This is a genomic window from Luteimonas sp. 9C (assembly GCF_902506295.1).
Classification (GTDB): Bacteria; Pseudomonadota; Gammaproteobacteria; order Xanthomonadales; family Xanthomonadaceae; genus Luteimonas.
On the sequence record NZ_LR733312.1, the window covers coordinates 1,025,572 to 1,042,142 of the forward strand.

16 protein-coding genes are annotated in these 16,571 nt (G+C 67.5%); 10 read left to right on the plus strand and 6 right to left on the minus strand.

The window, feature by feature from the left end; translation table 11 throughout:
- Together CURTO8I2_RS04425 and CURTO8I2_RS04430 are read left to right on the plus strand one after the other, a co-directional pair.
- Window positions 1–1,113 (plus strand): sterol desaturase family protein (locus CURTO8I2_RS04425; RefSeq protein ID WP_236550999.1); only part of this gene is annotated, 1,113 nt, incomplete at its 5' end.
- Window positions 1,114–1,122: 9 nt separating this feature from the next.
- A complete protein-coding gene (locus CURTO8I2_RS04430) occupies window positions 1,123–1,494 on the plus strand; it encodes a hypothetical protein (RefSeq protein WP_159679004.1) in 372 nt (123 codons plus the stop codon).
- Window positions 1,495–1,544: 50 nt separating this feature from the next.
- Here CURTO8I2_RS04430 and CURTO8I2_RS04435 read toward each other — a convergent pair whose 3' ends face one another.
- The gene (locus CURTO8I2_RS04435) at window positions 1,545–3,062 is read right to left on the minus strand and encodes a fumarate hydratase (protein ID WP_236551115.1); all 1,518 of its coding nucleotides are present in this window, start codon (window positions 3,060–3,062) and stop codon (window positions 1,545–1,547) included.
- A gap of 148 nt (window positions 3,063–3,210) precedes the next feature.
- Between CURTO8I2_RS04435 and CURTO8I2_RS04440 the strand changes: the two genes are divergently transcribed.
- The 5 genes from CURTO8I2_RS04440 (at window position 3,211) to CURTO8I2_RS04460 (ending at window position 8,985) form a co-directional block, all read left to right on the plus strand.
- Complete coding sequence (locus tag CURTO8I2_RS04440) at window positions 3,211–3,855, plus strand: trimeric intracellular cation channel family protein (protein ID WP_159679007.1); 645 nt, start codon at window positions 3,211–3,213, stop codon at window positions 3,853–3,855.
- A gap of 42 nt (window positions 3,856–3,897) precedes the next feature.
- Window positions 3,898–5,772 (plus strand): ABC transporter ATP-binding protein, encoded by a 1,875-nt coding sequence (locus CURTO8I2_RS04445; RefSeq protein WP_159679009.1) that lies wholly within the window; start codon window positions 3,898–3,900, stop codon window positions 5,770–5,772.
- A gap of 140 nt (window positions 5,773–5,912) precedes the next feature.
- Window positions 5,913–7,589, plus strand: a complete 1,677-nt coding sequence (locus tag CURTO8I2_RS04450) for an AarF/UbiB family protein (RefSeq protein ID WP_159679011.1) — start codon at window positions 5,913–5,915, stop codon at window positions 7,587–7,589.
- A 133-nt stretch (window positions 7,590–7,722) separates the two neighbouring features.
- Window positions 7,723–8,517 (plus strand): ferredoxin--NADP reductase, encoded by a 795-nt coding sequence (locus CURTO8I2_RS04455; RefSeq protein WP_159679013.1) that lies wholly within the window; start codon window positions 7,723–7,725, stop codon window positions 8,515–8,517.
- Window positions 8,518–8,562: 45 nt separating this feature from the next.
- Entirely contained in the window at window positions 8,563–8,985 is a 423-nt protein-coding gene (locus CURTO8I2_RS04460) for a universal stress protein (RefSeq protein ID WP_159679015.1), read from the plus strand.
- 16 nt (window positions 8,986–9,001) lie between these two features.
- On the opposite strand, the gene CURTO8I2_RS04465 is transcribed toward CURTO8I2_RS04460, so the two are convergent.
- Complete coding sequence (locus CURTO8I2_RS04465) at window positions 9,002–9,487, minus strand: glutathione peroxidase (RefSeq protein WP_159679016.1); 486 nt, start codon at window positions 9,485–9,487, stop codon at window positions 9,002–9,004.
- A 196-nt stretch (window positions 9,488–9,683) separates the two neighbouring features.
- Between CURTO8I2_RS04465 and CURTO8I2_RS04470 the strand changes: the two genes are divergently transcribed.
- A complete protein-coding gene (locus tag CURTO8I2_RS04470) occupies window positions 9,684–11,885 on the plus strand; it encodes a M3 family metallopeptidase (protein ID WP_159681549.1) in 2,202 nt (733 codons plus the stop codon).
- Between the two features lie 216 nt (window positions 11,886–12,101).
- Here the strand turns inward: CURTO8I2_RS04470 and CURTO8I2_RS04475 are convergent, their stop codons facing one another.
- Window positions 12,102–13,007 carry a LysR family transcriptional regulator gene (locus CURTO8I2_RS04475; protein ID WP_159679018.1) on the minus strand — a complete coding sequence of 302 codons (906 nt, stop codon included), beginning with the start codon at window positions 13,005–13,007 and terminating at the stop codon, window positions 12,102–12,104.
- 97 nt (window positions 13,008–13,104) lie between these two features.
- Between CURTO8I2_RS04475 and CURTO8I2_RS04480 the strand changes: the two genes are divergently transcribed.
- Both CURTO8I2_RS04480 and CURTO8I2_RS04485 read left to right on the plus strand, forming a co-directional pair.
- Window positions 13,105–13,605 (plus strand): lactoylglutathione lyase family protein, encoded by a 501-nt coding sequence (locus CURTO8I2_RS04480; protein ID WP_159679019.1) that lies wholly within the window; start codon window positions 13,105–13,107, stop codon window positions 13,603–13,605.
- A gap of 192 nt (window positions 13,606–13,797) precedes the next feature.
- The gene (locus CURTO8I2_RS04485; protein ID WP_159679021.1) at window positions 13,798–14,634 is read left to right on the plus strand and encodes an NAD-dependent protein deacetylase; all 837 of its coding nucleotides are present in this window, start codon (window positions 13,798–13,800) and stop codon (window positions 14,632–14,634) included.
- Between the two features lie 15 nt (window positions 14,635–14,649).
- Here the strand turns inward: CURTO8I2_RS04485 and CURTO8I2_RS04490 are convergent, their stop codons facing one another.
- The 3 genes from CURTO8I2_RS04490 to CURTO8I2_RS04500 all read right to left on the minus strand — a co-directional run bounded on the left by CURTO8I2_RS04490 (window position 14,650) and on the right by CURTO8I2_RS04500 (window position 16,363).
- Entirely contained in the window at window positions 14,650–15,483 is an 834-nt protein-coding gene (locus CURTO8I2_RS04490) for a DUF3298 and DUF4163 domain-containing protein (RefSeq protein ID WP_159679023.1), read from the minus strand.
- Window positions 15,484–15,625: 142 nt separating this feature from the next.
- On the minus strand, window positions 15,626–15,835 hold the full coding sequence (locus CURTO8I2_RS04495; RefSeq protein WP_159679025.1) for a cold-shock protein: 210 nt from the start codon (window positions 15,833–15,835) through the stop codon (window positions 15,626–15,628).
- A gap of 240 nt (window positions 15,836–16,075) precedes the next feature.
- Complete coding sequence (locus CURTO8I2_RS04500; protein ID WP_159679027.1) at window positions 16,076–16,363, minus strand: GNAT family N-acetyltransferase; 288 nt, start codon at window positions 16,361–16,363, stop codon at window positions 16,076–16,078.
- Window positions 16,364–16,571: the final 208 nt, after the last annotated feature.

Below are 16,571 nucleotides of genomic sequence, written 5' to 3' on the forward strand. Positions count from 1 at the left end.
GCCGCCGCCCGCCCCCGCCGCTCTTTCTTCGCCTATGCATCGGCCCTGCTCGGCCTGCTCAGCGTGTTCGGCGTGGTCTGCTTCCACTTTCCGGAACTGCTGACCAGCCGCGAGTTCCGTGCGGTCTACAACGAGGGCTTCGCCCGGCACCTGCTGCTGGTCGTCCTGGTCGCGGCGTTCATCCTCGGCACACTGGCGATCCTGCGCGACCGCAACCGGCGCATCGCGATGGTCGGCGTCGGCAGCGCGACGCTGGCCGTGCTGCTCGGCGGCACCAACGTGCAGTTCGACAGCATCGGCGCGACCCCGTATTCGCTGGGGCTCGACTGGTTCGTGATCTCGCTGTTCTTCTCGGCGCTGGTGTTCGTGCCGCTGGAGCGCTATCTCGGCAGGCGGCGCATGTCGCCGCTGCGTCGCGGCTGGCGCACGGACATCGCCTACTTCTTCATGAGCCACGTGCTGGTGCAGTTCATCCTGATCCTGGTGACCGCGTCGACATCGACCATCGCCGAACTCGCCGCGTTTCCGGCGCTCAAGGCGGCGATCCAGTCGCTCCCGGTCTGGGCGCAGTTCCTGATCGCGGTCTTCGTCGCCGATCTCGCCCAGGCCCTGCTGCACCGGGCGTACCACAACGTGCCGTGGCTCTGGCGCTTCCATGCCGTCCACCATTCGAGCCGGGAGATGGACTGGCTGGCCGGTTCGCGCATCCATGTCGTCGAGATCGTGCTCACCCGCAGCTTCGTGCTGTTGCCGCTGCTGGTACTGGGGTTCTCGACGCCGGCGGTCAACGCCTACGTCATCCTCGTCGGGCTGCAGGCGGTGGTCGCCCATGCCAACATCGGCGTGCGTTTCGGCTGGCTCGAATATCTGCTGGTGCTGCCGCGCTACCACCACTGGCATCACGCCCGGCAGCAGGACTATATCGACGTCAATTACGCGATCCACCTGCCACTGATCGACATGCTGATGGGCACGTTCAAGCTGCCCCCGGACCGGTCGGCGTGGCCGGAGGAGTACGGGGTCATGAAGCTGGACACCGTGCCGAAGGGCATCGTCGAACAGCATCTGATGCCGTTCCGGCGCCGGAAGACCTTCGATGCGTTCGTGGACTGAGGCCTCGCGATGACGCACACGATCCGCATCCCGCTGACGATCCTCCTCCTGCTGATCCTGTCCGCATGCGCGAGCGAGCCGCGCCTGCTGATGCCGACCTCGCCCGAGGGCATCGCGTGCGTCGCGGCTTGCGATGCGGTGCGCTCGCGCTGCAGCGCGTCCGAGTCCTCACTCGCCCAGAGCGCCGCCAGCAGCTGCGACAACAGCCATGAGGTGCAGACGTGCGTCGACCGCGCCGTCGACGATCGGACCGTCCTTGCCTGCGAAGCAAAACAGAACTTCGGACTCTGTCCCGACGCGGTGCCGAACCTGGAACCGTGCAACGAGGCGCGCCTGATGTGCGCCTTGCGCTGCGGCGCACGCATGCTCGACGCCGAGTAGCCCAAAAAAAAAACGGCGCCCCGAGGCGCCGTGTTCTGGGTGCGTCGCCGTCAGGCGATCTCGACCACCGGAATGCCGCCGATGCGCGCCTTCCACTCGCGCGGCCCGGTCTCGTGCACCGAGGTACCGGCCGAATCGACGGCCACGGTCACCGGCATGTCCTGCACGGTGAACTCGTAGATCGCTTCCATGCCGAGGTCCTCGAACGCGAGCACCTTCGCCGCCTTGATCGCCTTCGACACCAGATACGCCGAGCCGCCGACCGCCATCAGATACACCGACCGGTGCTTCTTGATCGCCTCGATCGCAGTCGGGCCACGCTCGGCCTTGCCGACCATGCCCAGCAGGCCGGTCTGCTCGAGGATCTGGTCGGTGAACTTGTCCATGCGCGTCGCGGTGGTCGGGCCCGCGGGGCCGACGACTTCATCGCGGACCGGATCGACCGGGCCGACGTAGTAGATGAAGCGGCCCTTGAGATCCACCGGCAGCGTCTCGCCGCGATTGAGCATCTCGACCATGCGCTTGTGCGCAGCGTCGCGGCCGGTCAGCAGCTTGCCGCTCAGCAGCAGCACCTCGCCCGGCTTGAAGGTCGTGACCTCGTCCGGCGTGATCGTGTCGAGGTCGACGCGGCGCGCGCCGGTCGGGTTGTAGGTCAGCTCCGGCCAGTCGGCCAGCGACGGCGGATCGAGCATCACCGGGCCGCTGCCATCAAGCGTGAAATGCGCGTGGCGCGTGGCCGCGCAGTTCGGGATCAGCGCGACCGGCAGGTTCGCCGCGTGGGTCGGGAAATCCTTGACCTTGATGTCGAGCACCGTGGTCAGGCCGCCCAGGCCCTGCGCGCCGATCCCGAGCGCGTTGACCTTGTCGTAGAGCTCGAGCCGCAGTTCCTCTGCGCGGTTCGACGCGCCGCGGGCCTGCAGCTCGACGATGTCGATCGGCTCCATCAGCGCTTCCTTGGCCAGCAGCATCGCCTTCTCGGCGGTGCCGCCGATGCCGATGCCGAGCATGCCCGGCGGGCACCAGCCGGCGCCCATCGTCGGCACGGTCTTGAGCACCCAGTCGACGATCGAATCCGAGGGGTTGAGCATCGCGAACTTCGACTTCGCTTCCGAGCCGCCGCCCTTGGCCGCGACGATCACATCCACCGTGTTGCCCGGCACGATCTTGACGTTGACCACGCCCGGCGTGTTGTCCTTCGTGTTGATGCGCTTGCCGGCGGGATCGGCCAGCACCGAGGCGCGCAGCTTGTTGTCGGGGTGGTTGTACGCGCGTCGCACGCCTTCGTGGACCATGTCCTCCACGCCCATCGTCGCGTCGTCCCAGCGCACCGACATGCCCACTTCGAGGAACACGGTCACGATGCCGGTGTCCTGGCAGATCGGCCGGTGGCCTTCGGCGCACATGCGCGAATTGATCAGGATCTGCGCGATCGCGTCCTTCGCGGCCGGCGAGGCCTCGCGCTCGTAGGCGGCGGCGAGGTTCCTGATGTAGTCGACCGGGTGGTAGTAGCTGATGTACTGCAGGGCGTCGGCGACGGACTGGATGAAATCGTCCTGGCGGATCGACACGGGTGTCGACGACACCTGGGATGCGGAATGGCTGGCGGTCACGGCGGGCTCGACGGCGGGCGGAAAACCCGCCCATTCTAGGCCATCGATCCGTGCCCGGCCCCGGCGCGCGCTGCCCGCGCGTCGCCTGCCGGCGCACACTGTGCGCATGGAGACCTTCGTACTCGTACTGGATCTGGTCGGCACCTTCGTGTTCGCGCTCAGCGGCGCCATGCTCGGCGTACGCCGCCGGCTGGATCTCTTCGGCGTGCTGGTGCTGGCCTTCGCGGCGGCCACGGCGGGCGGCATGACCCGCGACGTGCTCATCGGCGCCACCCCGGTCGCCGCGCTCAGCGACTGGCGCTATCCGGCGATCACCCTGGCCGCCGGCGTGATCACCTTCGTCTGGGCGCCGATGATCGAGCGGTTGCAACAGCCCGTGCGCATGTTCGACGCGATGGGGCTGGCGCTGTTCGCCGTCGCCGGGACGCAGAAGGCGCTGGATTTCGGCGTGCCGCCCCCGATGGCCGCCGGTCTCGGCATGCTCACCGGCATCGGCGGTGGCATCGCGCGCGATGTGCTGCTGGCCCAGGTCCCGCTGGTGTTGCGCGCCGAGCTCTACGCGGTCGCGGCGCTGGCCGGCGCCGCCGTGGTCGCCGCGGGACACTGGCTGCACTGGCCACCGATGCCCTGCGCGATCGCGGGCGCCCTGCTGTGCTTCGGTCTGCGGATGATGGCGCTGCGCTTCGGCTGGCATCTGCCGATCGCCCTGCAGTCCGGCGGTGATGGCGAACCGCCCGATGCGATGCGCTGACGGTCTCGGCCGTCTGCCACGCGCCCGCATACGATAGCGCCCATGTCGACACCTGCCCCCACGCGCGCCGCCGCGAGCGCGCAACGCCCCAGCCTGCGCGAACGCGTCGACGCGATGCGCAACCTCCGCCCGTTCCTGAAACTGATCTGGCAGACCAGCCCCGGCCTGACGCTGACCAGCCTGGGCCTGCGCCTGGTCCGCGCGTTCCTGCCGGTGGTGATGCTCTACATCGGCAAGCTGATCATCGACGAGGCGATCCGGCTGGTCGGCGCCGGCGTCGCCTTCGACGATCTCGCGACCGCCTGGAACGGCGGCGCGCTCGATCATCTGGCGTGGCTGCTGGCGCTGGAATTCGGCCTGGCGATCGGCTCCGACCTGCTCGGCCGGCTGGTCAGCTACGCCGACAACCTGCTGTCGGAACTGTTCACCAACGCGACCAGCGTGCGCCTAATGGAACACGCGGCGACGCTCGATCTCGAGGACTTCGAAGACCCCGAGCTGCAGGACAAGCTCGACCGCGCGCGCCGGCAGACGATGGGGCGCATGAACCTGATGGGCCAGCTGTTCGGCCAGGTGCAGGACGCGATCACGGTCGTGAGTTTCGCGATCGGCCTGCTGGTCTACGCGCCGTGGCTGATCCTGCTGCTGGCGGTCGCCCTGATCCCGGCCTTCATCGGCGAATCGCACTTCAACGCGCTCGGCTACACGCTCAACTTCCAGTGGACGCCCGAGCGTCGCCAGCTGGAATACGTCCGCCAGACCGGCGCGAGCCTGGAGACCGCGAAAGAGGTCAAGATCTTCGGCCTGCACCGGTTCCTGATCGACCGCTACCGCACGCTGGCCGACGGGTTCTTCCACGCCAACCGCTCGCTCGCGCGACGACGCGCGATCTGGGGCACCCTGCTCGCCGCGCTGGGCACGCTGGGCTACTACGTCGCCTACGCCTACATCGCCTGGCGCACGGTGCGCGGCGATTTCACGATCGGCGACCTGACCTTCCTCGCCGGCAGCTTCCGCCGCCTGCGCCAGCTGCTGGAAAGCCTGCTGGTCGGGTTTTCGCAGGTCGCGGGCCAGGCGCTGTATCTCGACGACCTGTTCTCGTTCTTCGCGATCGAACCCGAGATCACGTCCCCGGCCGACCCGGTGCCGTTCCCGCAGCCGATCCGCGGAGGCTTCACGTTCGAGAACGTGGGCTTCCGCTATCCGGGCGCGGAGCGCTGGGCGGTGCGCCATCTCGACTTCACCCTGCAGGCCGGCGAAGTGCTGGCCCTGGTCGGCGAGAACGGCGCCGGCAAGACCACGCTGGTGAAACTGCTGGCGCGTCTCTACGACCCGGACGAAGGCCGGATCCTGCTCGACGGCCGCGACCTGCGCGACTACGACCTCGACGCGCTGCGCGCCAATACCGGCGTGATCTTCCAGGACTTCGTGCGCTACCACCTGACCGCCGGCGAGAACATCGGCGTCGGCCGGATCGAAGCCATGGGCGATGCATCGCGCATCCAGGATGCCGCGCGGCGCTCGATGGCCGACGATCTCATCGCAGGATTGCCCGACGGCTACGACCAGCTGATCGGCCGACGCTTCAAGTCCGGCGTGGATCTGTCCGGCGGGCAGTGGCAGAAGATCGCCATCGCGCGCGCTTACATGCGCGAGGCGCAGGTGATGATCCTCGACGAACCGACCGCGGCGCTGGATGCGCGCAGCGAGTTCGAAGTCTTCCGCCGCTTCAAGGAGCTCTCGGAAGACCGCACCGCGGTGCTGATCTCGCACCGCTTCTCCAGCGTGCGCATGGCCGATCGCATCCTCGTGCTGGAACAGGGCCGCATCGAAGCCAGCGGCACGCATACCGAACTGATGACGCAGGGCGGACGCTACGCCGAGCTGTTCGAACTGCAGGCGGCAGGCTATCGCTGATCCGCATCGGCAGGCACGCGCTGGCGCCCGAAGGGGGCGTTGCGGGAAAGCCCGCACGCGCGCTTCGACAGAAACAGCGGCCGTGAGTCGGCGTTGACGCCGTCTTGCGTAGGCTGCCGACGACCACTGGAGTGCACCGAATGTCCGACACCAGCCGCGCGCTCGCGCGTCATGCGCAGATCCTGCGATTCCTGATGAAGTATCGCAGTGCGGGGGTGTTGTCCGGCTTCGAACTCGAGCCCGCCGCGGGCGATGCGGCGCCGGAAGGCGAACCCGGCAAGCCGGAGGCTTTCGTCGACGATCTCGAAGCGCTCGGCCCGACCTTCATCAAGATCGGCCAGGCGCTGTCGACGCGTCCCGACATGGTGCCGCCCGCCTATCTCGCTGCGCTCGAGCGCATGCAGGACGACGTGGCGCCGCTGCCGTTCGAGGTCATCCACGAGGCCGTCGAAGATGCGCTGGGCGTGCGCATCAGCAAGATCTTCGACACTTTCGACGAGACCCCGATCGGCGCCGCCTCGCTGGCCCAGGTGCATCGCGCGACGCTGCGGGACGGCCGCAAGGTCGCGGTGAAGGTGCAGCGCCCCGGCATCACCGAACAGATCCGCGACGATCTCGACACCCTCGCCCGCCTCGCCGGCGGCGTGGACCGCGTGACCGAAGTCGGTCGTCGCATCCGGTTCGCCGACTGGGTGCACGAGTTCCGGCGCACCCTGCTGGCCGAACTCGACTACCGCGTGGAGGCCGAGAACCTCGATCGTTTCGACGCGCACTTCGTCGCCTATCCCGCGCTGTTCGTGCCCAAGCCGATCTGGGACCTCACCCGCGCCCGCGTGCTGACGATGGAGCTCGTCGAAGGCACCAAGGTGACCGACATCACCGGCCTGCAGCGCACCGAACGCGACATGGCGCCGCTGGCGACCGAGCTGCTGCACGGGTATCTCGACCAGGTGTTCGTGCACGGCGAGATCCATGCCGATCCGCATCCGGGCAACCTGCTGTTCACGCGCGACGGGCGCCTGGCGCTGCTGGACCTGGGCATGGTCGCCCACGTCCCGCCGCGCACCCGCGAGCGCCTGCTCAAGCTCCTGTTCGCGGCCGTCGACGGACGTGGCGAGCAGGTCGCGGCCGAAGGCATCGCGATGGGCACGCGGCTGGAGGACTTCGACGAAGGCCGTTACTTCCGCGACGTCGGGCAGCTGGTCGCCCGTTACGCCGCGCAGTCGGGCGCGACGGGGCAGACCGAAGGCCGGCTGATGCTCGATCTCGTGCGTCTGGCGACGGCTTGCGGGCTGCGCACCGCCCCGGAAATGAGCCTGCTCGGCAAGACCCTGCTGCATCTCGAATCGGTGGTGCAGGCGCTCGACCCCGAGCTGGACATGAAGCGCGTCGTCGAGGACCACCTCAACAACATGATGCGCCAGCGTCTGCGCAAGTCCTTGTCGCCGGCGAACCTCGCCAGCGAACTCATGGACATGCAGGAGCTGGTCCGCGATGCGCCGCGAAAGGTGTCGAACGTCCTGTCGCTGCTGTCGGAGAACCGCCTGCGCGTCCGCTTGACCGGGCTCGAGGAGTCGCACCTGCTCGAAAGTCTGCACAAGATCGCCAACCGCATCGCGGCCGGCATCGTCACCGCGGCGCTGATCCTGGCCTCGGCAATGATGATGGACAACCCCGGCGGCCCGCGGCTGTTCGGCTACCCGGCAATCGCGCTGTTGCTGTTCCTGACCGGCGCCGGACTCGGCATCGCGATCGTGCTCAGCGCCCTGCTCGGCGACAAGCGCGCCAAGCCCAACGAGGAGCGCGGGCCGAACTAGGCCCGCCTCGCGGCTGGCACCTGCGCCCGCGGCGCAGGTGCAACGCCATGTCCGGCGCGATCATCGCCGGCAAAATGAGAACCGGTCTCATCGCTGGTATCATGTCCGGCTTGCCCGCGCCGCCTTTCCGCTTATGTCAGCCGCCTTTGGCACCGAAACGGTGCTGGATGTCCGTCATTGGACGGATGCCTATTTCAGCTTCACCACCACCCGCGACGACGGATTCCGCTTCGAGAACGGCCAGTTCGTGATGATCGGGCTGGAGACCGAGGGCAAGCCGATCCTGCGCGCGTATTCGATCGCCAGCGCGAACTGGGAAGAGCAGCTCGAGTTCTTCAGCATCAAGGTCGACAACGGTCCGCTGACCTCGCGCCTGCAGCACATCCAGCCCGGTGACCGCGTGCTCATCGGCCGCAAGCCGACCGGCACCCTGCTGATCCACGATCTGCACCCGGGCCGCAACCTGTATCTGCTGGGCACCGGCACGGGTTTCGCGCCGTGGCTGTCGGTGATCAAGGACCCCGAGACCTACGAGCGTTTCGACAAGGTCATCGTGACCCACGGCGTGCGCACGCCGCAGGATCTCGCCTACCGCGACTACATCGTCAACGAGCTGCCGCACCACGAGTTTCTCGGCGAGCAGATGGCGAGGCAGCTGCTCTACTACCCCGCCGTGACCCGCGAAGACTTCGACTTCAACGGTCGCAGCCACCGTGGCCGCCTGACCGATCTGCTCGACAGCGGCCGCATGGCGTCCGATCTCGGCCTGCCACCGCTCGATCCCGAACACGACCGCGCGATGATCTGCGGCAGCCCACAGATGCTGGCCGACTTCCGCCACCTGCTCGATGCCCGCGGCTTCGAAGCCGCGCCCCGCATCGGCACGCCGGGCCAGTACGTCTTCGAGCGCGCCTTCGTCGAGAAGTAGAGGCGACCGGCCGTACACTCCGGATTCGATCCACTGGAGTGGGCCATGAAGATCCTCGTGACCGTCGACGGCAGCGACATCAGTTCGCGCGCCGTGAAGTTCGCCCTCAAGCTCGCCAAGCAATCCGCCGCCGGGTCGAGCGTGGCCGTCCTGCACGTGGACCCGCCGGTCTTCCCCGGCGTGGAACGGCGCATCGGCAAAGAGGCTGTGCAGACCTACCACGTCGACAACCACGCACACGCGTTCAAGGCCGCGCGCAAGGCACTGGGACGGACCCGGGTTCCCGTGGAGGAACTGACCGCGATCGGCGAGATCGCCGGCACCATCCTCGCCGTCGCCGCCAAACGCAAGGTCGACCTGCTGGTGATGGGTTCGCACGGCCGCGGCGCCGTGAAGGGTGTGCTGCTGGGGTCGGTTTCCAGCAAGGTCATCGCGCAGACCACGATTCCGGTGACGATCGTCCGCTGAGCCGCGCTGGCCTGCATCAACCGGCCAGCGCGGCCTCGATCGGCTTGCGCAGGCTCTCGGGCCTGGCCGACGGCGCGAACCGGTCGATCACCTGACCGTCCCGGCCGACCAGGAACTTGGTGAAATTCCACTTGATCGCGCGCGTGCCCAGCACGCCGCGCTTCTGGGCCTGCAGCCAGGTCCACAGCGGATGCGCGTGATCGCCGTTGACGTCGATCTTGGCGGACATGGGGAAATCGACGGCGTAGTTGAGTGCGCAGAAGTCGCGGATGTCGGCCGCCCCGCCCGGCTCCTGATGTCCGAACTGGTCACAGGGAAAACCCAGCACCACGAGGCCCTGGTCGCGATAGTCGCGCCAGAGCTGCTGCAGGCCGGTGTATTGCGGGGTGAACCCGCACTTCGACGCGACATTGACGATCAGCAGCACCCGGTCGGCGAAATCGGACAGCGGCTGGGGGGAGCCATCGAGGCTGGTGGCCTGGAACTCGAAAGCGCTGGTCATCGCGGCGTCTGCACGGGGAACGGATCGCCAGTCTGCCCCGCGCCGGCACTGCACGCGAACGCTTTCGGTTCCGCCTGCGTTTGCGGCTGCAACCCGTTGATACGCCGGGCATTGCGGCCACCGGACTTCCGGCACGGGCCGCCTCCACACCCGATCGGCTAGCCTAGTGGGTCATGTCACCGGGAGAATCCCCTTGCTGAAGCACCCGCTCGCCGTCGCCCTCTGTGCGGCCCTCGCCGTGTCCGCCCTGCCCGTCTTCGCGCAGACCGCCGGCACCGGCACCGCCTCTGCCGCGCCCGCCACGAGCGCACAGCGTCCCGCCGACAATCCGCTCTTCGTCCAGAGCACGCTCGACCTGCGCTACCCGCACTTCGACCAGATCCAGGACGCACACTTCGGCCCCGCGTTCGACGCCGGCATGGCGGAGAACCTGCGTGAGATCGAGGCCATCGTCGACAACCCCGAAGCCCCGACGTTCGAGAACACCATCATCGCGCTGGAGAAGTCCGGCGAGCTGCTGTCGCGCGCCCGGGTCATCTTCGGCAGCCTCAACGGCACCGACACCAACGACGCGCGCAAGAAGATCGACGCCGACTACGCGCCGAAGTTCGCGGCCCACCGCGACGCCGTGATGCTCAACCCGAAGCTGTTCGCACGCGTCGATACGCTGTTCAAGAACGTCGACTCGCTGGGCCTCGATGCCGAAGGCAAGCGCCTCGTCGAGCGCTACCACACGATGTTCGTCCGCGCCGGTGCCAACCTCACCGAAGCGCAGAAGCAGGAGATGCGCCGCATCAATGCCGAGTCGGCGAAGCTCGGCACGACCTTCAGCCAGAACGTGCTCAACGAGGTCAACGACTCGGCCGTCGTCGTCGACACCGTCGAGGAACTCGACGGCATGACCGAGGCGCAGATCGCCGCCGCGGCCGAGGAGGCCAAGACGCGCGGCATGGAAGGCAAGTACGTCATCACCCTGCTCAACACCACCGGCCAGCCGCCGCTGCCGCAGATCAACAACCGCGCCTTGCGCGAGCGCGTGCACAAGGCGTCGGTCGCCCGCGGCAGCCGCGGCAACCAGTACGACAACACCGAGGTCATCTCGCAGATCCTCAAGTTGCGCGCCGAACGCGCGAACCTGATGGGCTACCCGAACCAGGCCGCCTTCATCCTCGAGGATTCCACCGCCGGCACCGTCGAAGCCGTCAACGACATGCTGGGCCAGCTGGCGCCGGCCGCCGTCGCCAACGCCAAGCTCGAGGCCGCCGAACTGCAGGCGATGATCGACCGCGAGCAGGCCGCCAAGGGCGAACCGACGTTCCAGCTCGAACCCTGGGACTGGGCGTACTACTCGGAGAAGGTCCGCCAGGACAAGTACAGCTTCGACGACGCGCAGCTCAAGCCGTATTTCGAGATGAAGAACGTGCTGGAGAACGGCGTGTTCTTCGCCGCCACCCAGCTCTACGGCATCACGTTCAAGGAACGGACCGACCTGCCGAAGTACCACCCCGACACCTGGACCTACGACGTCTTCAACGAAGACGGCAGCCAGCTCGCGATCTTCATCTTCGACCCGTACGCGCGTGCGTCGAAGCGTGGCGGTGCGTGGATGAACTCGTACGTCTCTCAGTCGGAACTCGACGGCACGCTGACGGTCACCGCCAACCACCAGAACATTCCCAAGCCGCAGGCCGGCCAGCCGACGCTGCTGACCTGGGACGAAGTGACCACGATGTTCCACGAGTTCGGTCACTCGCTGCACGGCATGTTCTCGGACGTGAAGTACCCCTTCTTCAGCGGCACCAGCGTGCCGCGCGACTTCGTCGAGTTTCCGTCGCAGGTCAACGAGATGTGGGCCGACTGGCCGTCGGTCCTCGCCAACTACGCCAAGCATTACCAGACCTCCGAGCCCATGCCGGCCGAGTTGCTGGCCAAGGTGCAGGCCGCGGCGAAGTTCAACCAGGGGTTCGCGACCACCGAGTACCTGGGTTCGGCGATGCTCGACCAGTACCTGCACCAGTTGCCGGCCGACCAGTTGCCCGACGGCGACGAGGTCATGGCGACCGAGGCCGCTGCGCTCAAGGCCGCCGGCATCGACTACGCGCCGGTGCCGCCGCGCTACCGCACGCCGTACTTCAGCCACATCAACGGCGGCTATGCGGCCGGCTACTACGCCTACATCTGGTCGGAAGTGCTGGACGCGAACACCGTCCAGTGGATCGAGCAGAACGGCGGCCTGACCCGCGAGAACGGCGACCGCTTCCGCAGCACCCTGCTCTCGCGCGGCGGCAGCAAGGATGCCAAGCAGCTGTTCCTCGATTTCACCGGCCACGAGCCGAAGATCGAGCCGCTGCTGATCAAGCGCGGTCTCGCGCCGGATCCGAAGGCGGCCGCGAACTGATCAGCGGTTGTCGCGCTGAACCGAAACGCCCGGCCTTGAGCCGGGCGTTTTTTTGTGCGTCACAGGTACACAAGCACCCGGGCAGGACAGGTACGCCACGCGTCCACACCGCTCCTCGTCCATCCGTGAAGGGGAAGCCACCACCGCGTCCGGCAGGCATCCGCGGGCGCCGCCGGCGTGCGCGCAGCGGGTTGGCACCTGCCGCTCGCGTGCGATTCAAGCGCGCGCGGATCCGGTCGCCGTGATGTCCGCATGCTGCAGTGCCTGCTCGAGATGCGCCGCCACGAATGCCGCCCGCGCCGGGAGCGGCCATTCGGCGCGATGGATCCACCACAGGGTGTCCACGATCGCGTCGGCACCTTCGACGACCCGGATCGCTTCGGGACGCGGAAACATGCGGCGCGCGTGATGGGGCACGACCGTGAAGCCCAGACCCAGCGCGACCGGCTCGAGGATCAGGGAAATCTGGTTGCTGAATCCGTGCACGGGGATCCCACGCAATCCCGGCTCGCCGGGAAAGCGACGCGACAGCAAACGCGTCGCCATTGCGTCGCCATCGGGGTGATCGATGAAACCGAGCTGTTGCAGGTCCTGCCAGCGCGCCACCGACGCATCGGCCGGCACCACCAGTTCCAGCGCTTCCTCCGTGAAGCGCGCGGCGACAATCCGCGGGTCGTCGGGCTTGCGCGTGACCAGTCCCAGCTCGTAGCGGTTGTGCAGGACGGCGTCCAGCGCCTCGTCGTCGGGCGCAAACCGGTGGCGGATGACCAGGCCCCGATGCGCGAGCTGCAGGGCCAGCAGGAGAGGATGCAGCGCAAGGCCAATGCTGCCGGGCGAGATGAGGCGGACCTCCCCGTGGTGCGTATCCGTGTCGACCAGCCGCTCCGCAAGACGCCGGTCCGCGATCTGGATGTCCTGCCAGTAGGTCAGCAGCGCCGTGCCGGCGGGCGTCAGTTCGATCTGGCGCGGGCGCCGGATCAGCAGACGTCCGAGACGTTCTTCCAGTCGCTGGATGTGCTGGCTGACAGCGGCCTGGGTCAGCTCCAGCGCTTCGGCAGCGCGCGTGAAGCTGCGATGCGAGACCACCGCCGCGAACGTCCGGAGCCACTGGGGGTTCAACATAATGATTATTTATCGAAGTGATTATCCAATGATTGTTTCAATTATGCGCCTGCCTGCCTAGAGTGCCCGGCATCCCTCCAGATCGCAGGACACCACCATGTCATTCGTCTATCCGCGCAGCTTCTCCCACATCGGCCTGTCGGTCACCGACCTCGATGCGGCCGTCAAGTTCTACACCGAGGTCTTGGGCTGGTACCTGATCATGCAGCCCACCACGATCCGCGAAGACGACAGCGCCATCGGCGAGATGTGCACCGACGTGTTCGGGGCCGGCTGGGACTCGCTCCGCATCGCCCACCTGTCGACAGGCGATCGCGTCGGCGTGGAAATCTTCCAGTTCGCCAATGCGGTTCGACGGGAGCAGAACTTCGAGTACTGGAAGTCGGGCGTCTTCCACTTCTGCGTCCAGGACCCCGACGTCGAAGGCCTGGCGGCGAAGATCGTCGCCGCCGGCGGCAAGCAGCGCATGCCGGTGCGCGAGTACTTTCCTGGCGAGAAGCCCTACCGCATGGTCTACATGGAAGATCCCTTCGGCAACATTCTCGAGATCTACAGCCACAGCTACGAGCTGACCTATTCGGCGGGCGCGTACCAGTAGGCCACCAAGCGGTCCGGCCCCTCCACGCGTGATCGCACGCGTGGTACCGGGCACCACCCTGCGGACCGCGCACTGGATTCGGACGGAAGCGCACGTGCCTGCCGCAACGCCGTCCGTCGTCTCCGCAACGTCCGGTGGCGGAAACCGCTGCGCCGGTGCGCAGGCGGAACGCCTCGCCTGTAGCATGGCGCCATGTCAGCGACCGCGCCCGATACCACCGATGCCACCGGAGTGCTGCGCGACTGGCTCGCAGGCTTCCGCCGCGTCTTCGTGCTGACCGGTGCCGGCATCAGCACCGGATCGGGCATTCCCGACTACCGCGATGCCAACGGCGAGTGGAAACGCGCCGCGCCGGTGACCTGGCAGGCGTTCACCGGCGACGCGGCGGTGTATCGCCGCTATTGGGCACGCAGCTTCGTCGGCTGGCCGAAATTCTCCGTCGCGCAGCCCAATGCCGCCCACGACGCGCTGGCGTCGCTCGAACGCGTCGGCCCGGTGACCACGTTGCTGACGCAGAACGTCGACGGCCTGCACCAGGCGGCCGGCAGCCAGCGCGTGATCGATCTGCACGGGCGCCTCGGCCAGGTCACCTGTCTGTCCTGTGGCGACCTGATGCCGCGCGATGCGCTGCAACCGCAGCTCGTGTCCGACAATCCCGGCTGGCATCCGGGCGACGCGGCGATGGCGCCGGACGGCGATGCCGACATCGCCACCGAAGCCGAAAAGCGCTTCGTGCCACCGCACTGCGCGCGCTGCGGCGGACTGCTGAAGCCGGACGTGGTGTTCTTCGGCGAGAACGTGCCGCGGGCCCGCGTCCAGGACGCGCAGGCGGCCCTCGCCGCGAGCGATGCGATGCTCGTCGTGGGATCGTCGCTGATGGTCTATTCGGGATTCCGCTTCGCGAAGATGGCGACCGACGCCGGCCTGCCACTGGCGATCCTCAATGGCGGCACGACGCGCGCCGATGCGCTCGCCTCGCTGCGGCTCGACGCGGAGATCGGCGCCACCCTGGGCGCGCTCGGCGCCTGACGACCGGTCGGCCGGTCAGGCCTGTACGAACAGGTCGCGATAGGCTGGCGCCACGTGCGGCAGCAGCACCGCGGCAGGCACATCGACGGTCTGCACGCCGTCGGAGTACGGACCCACCTGGTAGGGCGGAAACACGAAGCGCAGGCCCGAGAGCTTGCCGCCGGGGCCGGGGATCGGCTCGAACTGCTGGTAATTGGCGACGTCCGGACCGGAGCCCTCGTCGATCATCTTGCCGGCCGAGCGCATCAGACGGCTGCGCTCGTCGGGTTCCAGTTCGTCGGCATCGATCCGCTGCGACAGCGCAGCATGCAGCTGCTCGCGCACATAGCCGGAAATCGCCTGCCAGTCGCCCTCGCCCGCCACCAGTGTCTCGGCCGTCAGCAGCTTCTGCTCGCGCACCAGCCACACGAAGCGCTCGATCAACGGCGAGTCGTGCGCGCCACCGGTATAGCTGCTGCCGTCGGCGGCGATGGCGAGGATGTCGGAGGTGTCGACCAGCGTGCTGAAGTTGAGCGACAGGTCGTACATCGTGCCCGCAGGCAACTCCGCACCGCCGACCGCTTCCATCAGTTCGTCGCGCGCAGCCTGTGCGTAGCGGTGCAGCGCCGCCGCCAACCCGGGGTACTTGTTGGACTCCGGCGAATAGCTGATGCCGACGATGAACTTCGCGTCCATCTCGACCACGTCCTTCAGTTCCGCCGGGGTCTCTTCCAGCGGTTGCACGGTCTCTGCAGGTGGCGGATTGTCCACGGCCCCGGACTGCGCGGGCGCCGGCACGTCGCGTTGACACGCGGACAGGGCCAGGACCAGCAGCGGCAGGCAGTACAGGGACCGGGTTGGTGCGGACATCGTCGCTCCAGATGACGTGGCGAAACGAAAATCTAACGGTCTCACCGTGCGGCCGTCGTGACGGCATGCAGGGGGAGACCGCACATACAAAAAGCCCCGGACGTCGCCGTCCGGGGCCGGGTCTTGCGGAAGGCGGGGCGTCTTAGACGGCCTGCACTTCGTCGGCCTGCAGGCCCTTCTGGCCCTGGACGACCTTGAAGGTCACCTGCTGGCCTTCCTGCAGCGACTTGAAGCCGGTGCCCTGGATCGAACGGAAGTGGACGAACAGGTCCTGGCCGCTTTCCGGGGTGATGAAGCCGAAGCCCTTGGCATCGTTGAACCACTTGACGGTTCCGGTCTGACGATCGCTCATTGTGTTACTCCTTGAAGCAGTTTTTATTGGGAACACGACACCCGCCGACACTGAGGTCCGGATGCCGCGACTGTCGAGCAAGGGGTAACGCGAAGCGATGGAGCGGATCGTCCCGACCGGCGAACCGGGCGTTCAACATGGATCTACCGCATCGGAGTCACGATGTACCGTGATCCCGCCTTGAACAGTTCGCGAACGATACCGCAATTGAAAAAGAAAAGGTGAATGCGGGAGCGGCGCTTAGTGACCCGCTTCGACACCCGTTCCGGTGGGGTCGCGGGCCGCCAGATGACGGGTTGCGTACCAGCATTCCGAGCGGACTTCGAGCCCCGACTGGGCCGCATGCCGGACCGCGGCATCGACCAGCGCCGCACCGTAGCCGCGCCCGCCGAGGGCGCCCGGCACGATGGTGTGCAGGATCGTCAACGCGCCTGCGTGTTCGCGATATTCGAGGTGCGCGACCTGTCCGTCGATGCGGATCTCGAACAGATGACGCGCGGTGTCGTGATGGATCCGGGGCGGCGACATGGGCGGCGTCCTACGTGAGCTTCGGAAGTTTCTGACGCCATGCTGCCACGTCCAGGTCCGCCCGATCCGTGCAGCGCAGCCCCAGGTCATGACGTGGGGCGTCATCGGCGGGCGCCGCGGACACGATAGGAGTGACGCCTGGGGTCAGAACCGGCGCGCCACGCTCGGCACCGGTTGGCACGGGACGTGCTGGAGTCCCTGGACACAG

Coding starts and splice junctions, on each gene's coding strand:
- CURTO8I2_RS04465 (WP_159679016.1), bottom strand. CDS start 9,487: ATGACCAGCGCTTTCGAGTTCCAGGCCACCAGCCTCGATGGCTCCCCC.
- CURTO8I2_RS04430 (WP_159679004.1), top strand. CDS start 1,123: ATGACGCACACGATCCGCATCCCGCTGACGATCCTCCTCCTGCTGATC.
- CURTO8I2_RS04460 (WP_159679015.1), top strand. CDS start 8,563: ATGAAGATCCTCGTGACCGTCGACGGCAGCGACATCAGTTCGCGCGCC.
- CURTO8I2_RS04450 (WP_159679011.1), top strand. CDS start 5,913: ATGTCCGACACCAGCCGCGCGCTCGCGCGTCATGCGCAGATCCTGCGA.
- CURTO8I2_RS04500 (WP_159679027.1), bottom strand. CDS start 16,363: ATGTCGCCGCCCCGGATCCATCACGACACCGCGCGTCATCTGTTCGAG.
- CURTO8I2_RS04485 (WP_159679021.1), top strand. CDS start 13,798: ATGTCAGCGACCGCGCCCGATACCACCGATGCCACCGGAGTGCTGCGC.
- CURTO8I2_RS04490 (WP_159679023.1), bottom strand. CDS start 15,483: ATGTCCGCACCAACCCGGTCCCTGTACTGCCTGCCGCTGCTGGTCCTG.
- CURTO8I2_RS04455 (WP_159679013.1), top strand. CDS start 7,723: ATGTCAGCCGCCTTTGGCACCGAAACGGTGCTGGATGTCCGTCATTGG.
- CURTO8I2_RS04445 (WP_159679009.1), top strand. CDS start 3,898: ATGTCGACACCTGCCCCCACGCGCGCCGCCGCGAGCGCGCAACGCCCC.
- CURTO8I2_RS04480 (WP_159679019.1), top strand. CDS start 13,105: ATGTCATTCGTCTATCCGCGCAGCTTCTCCCACATCGGCCTGTCGGTC.
- CURTO8I2_RS04475 (WP_159679018.1), bottom strand. CDS start 13,007: ATGTTGAACCCCCAGTGGCTCCGGACGTTCGCGGCGGTGGTCTCGCAT.
- CURTO8I2_RS04495 (WP_159679025.1), bottom strand. CDS start 15,835: ATGAGCGATCGTCAGACCGGAACCGTCAAGTGGTTCAACGATGCCAAG.
- CURTO8I2_RS04440 (WP_159679007.1), top strand. CDS start 3,211: ATGGAGACCTTCGTACTCGTACTGGATCTGGTCGGCACCTTCGTGTTC.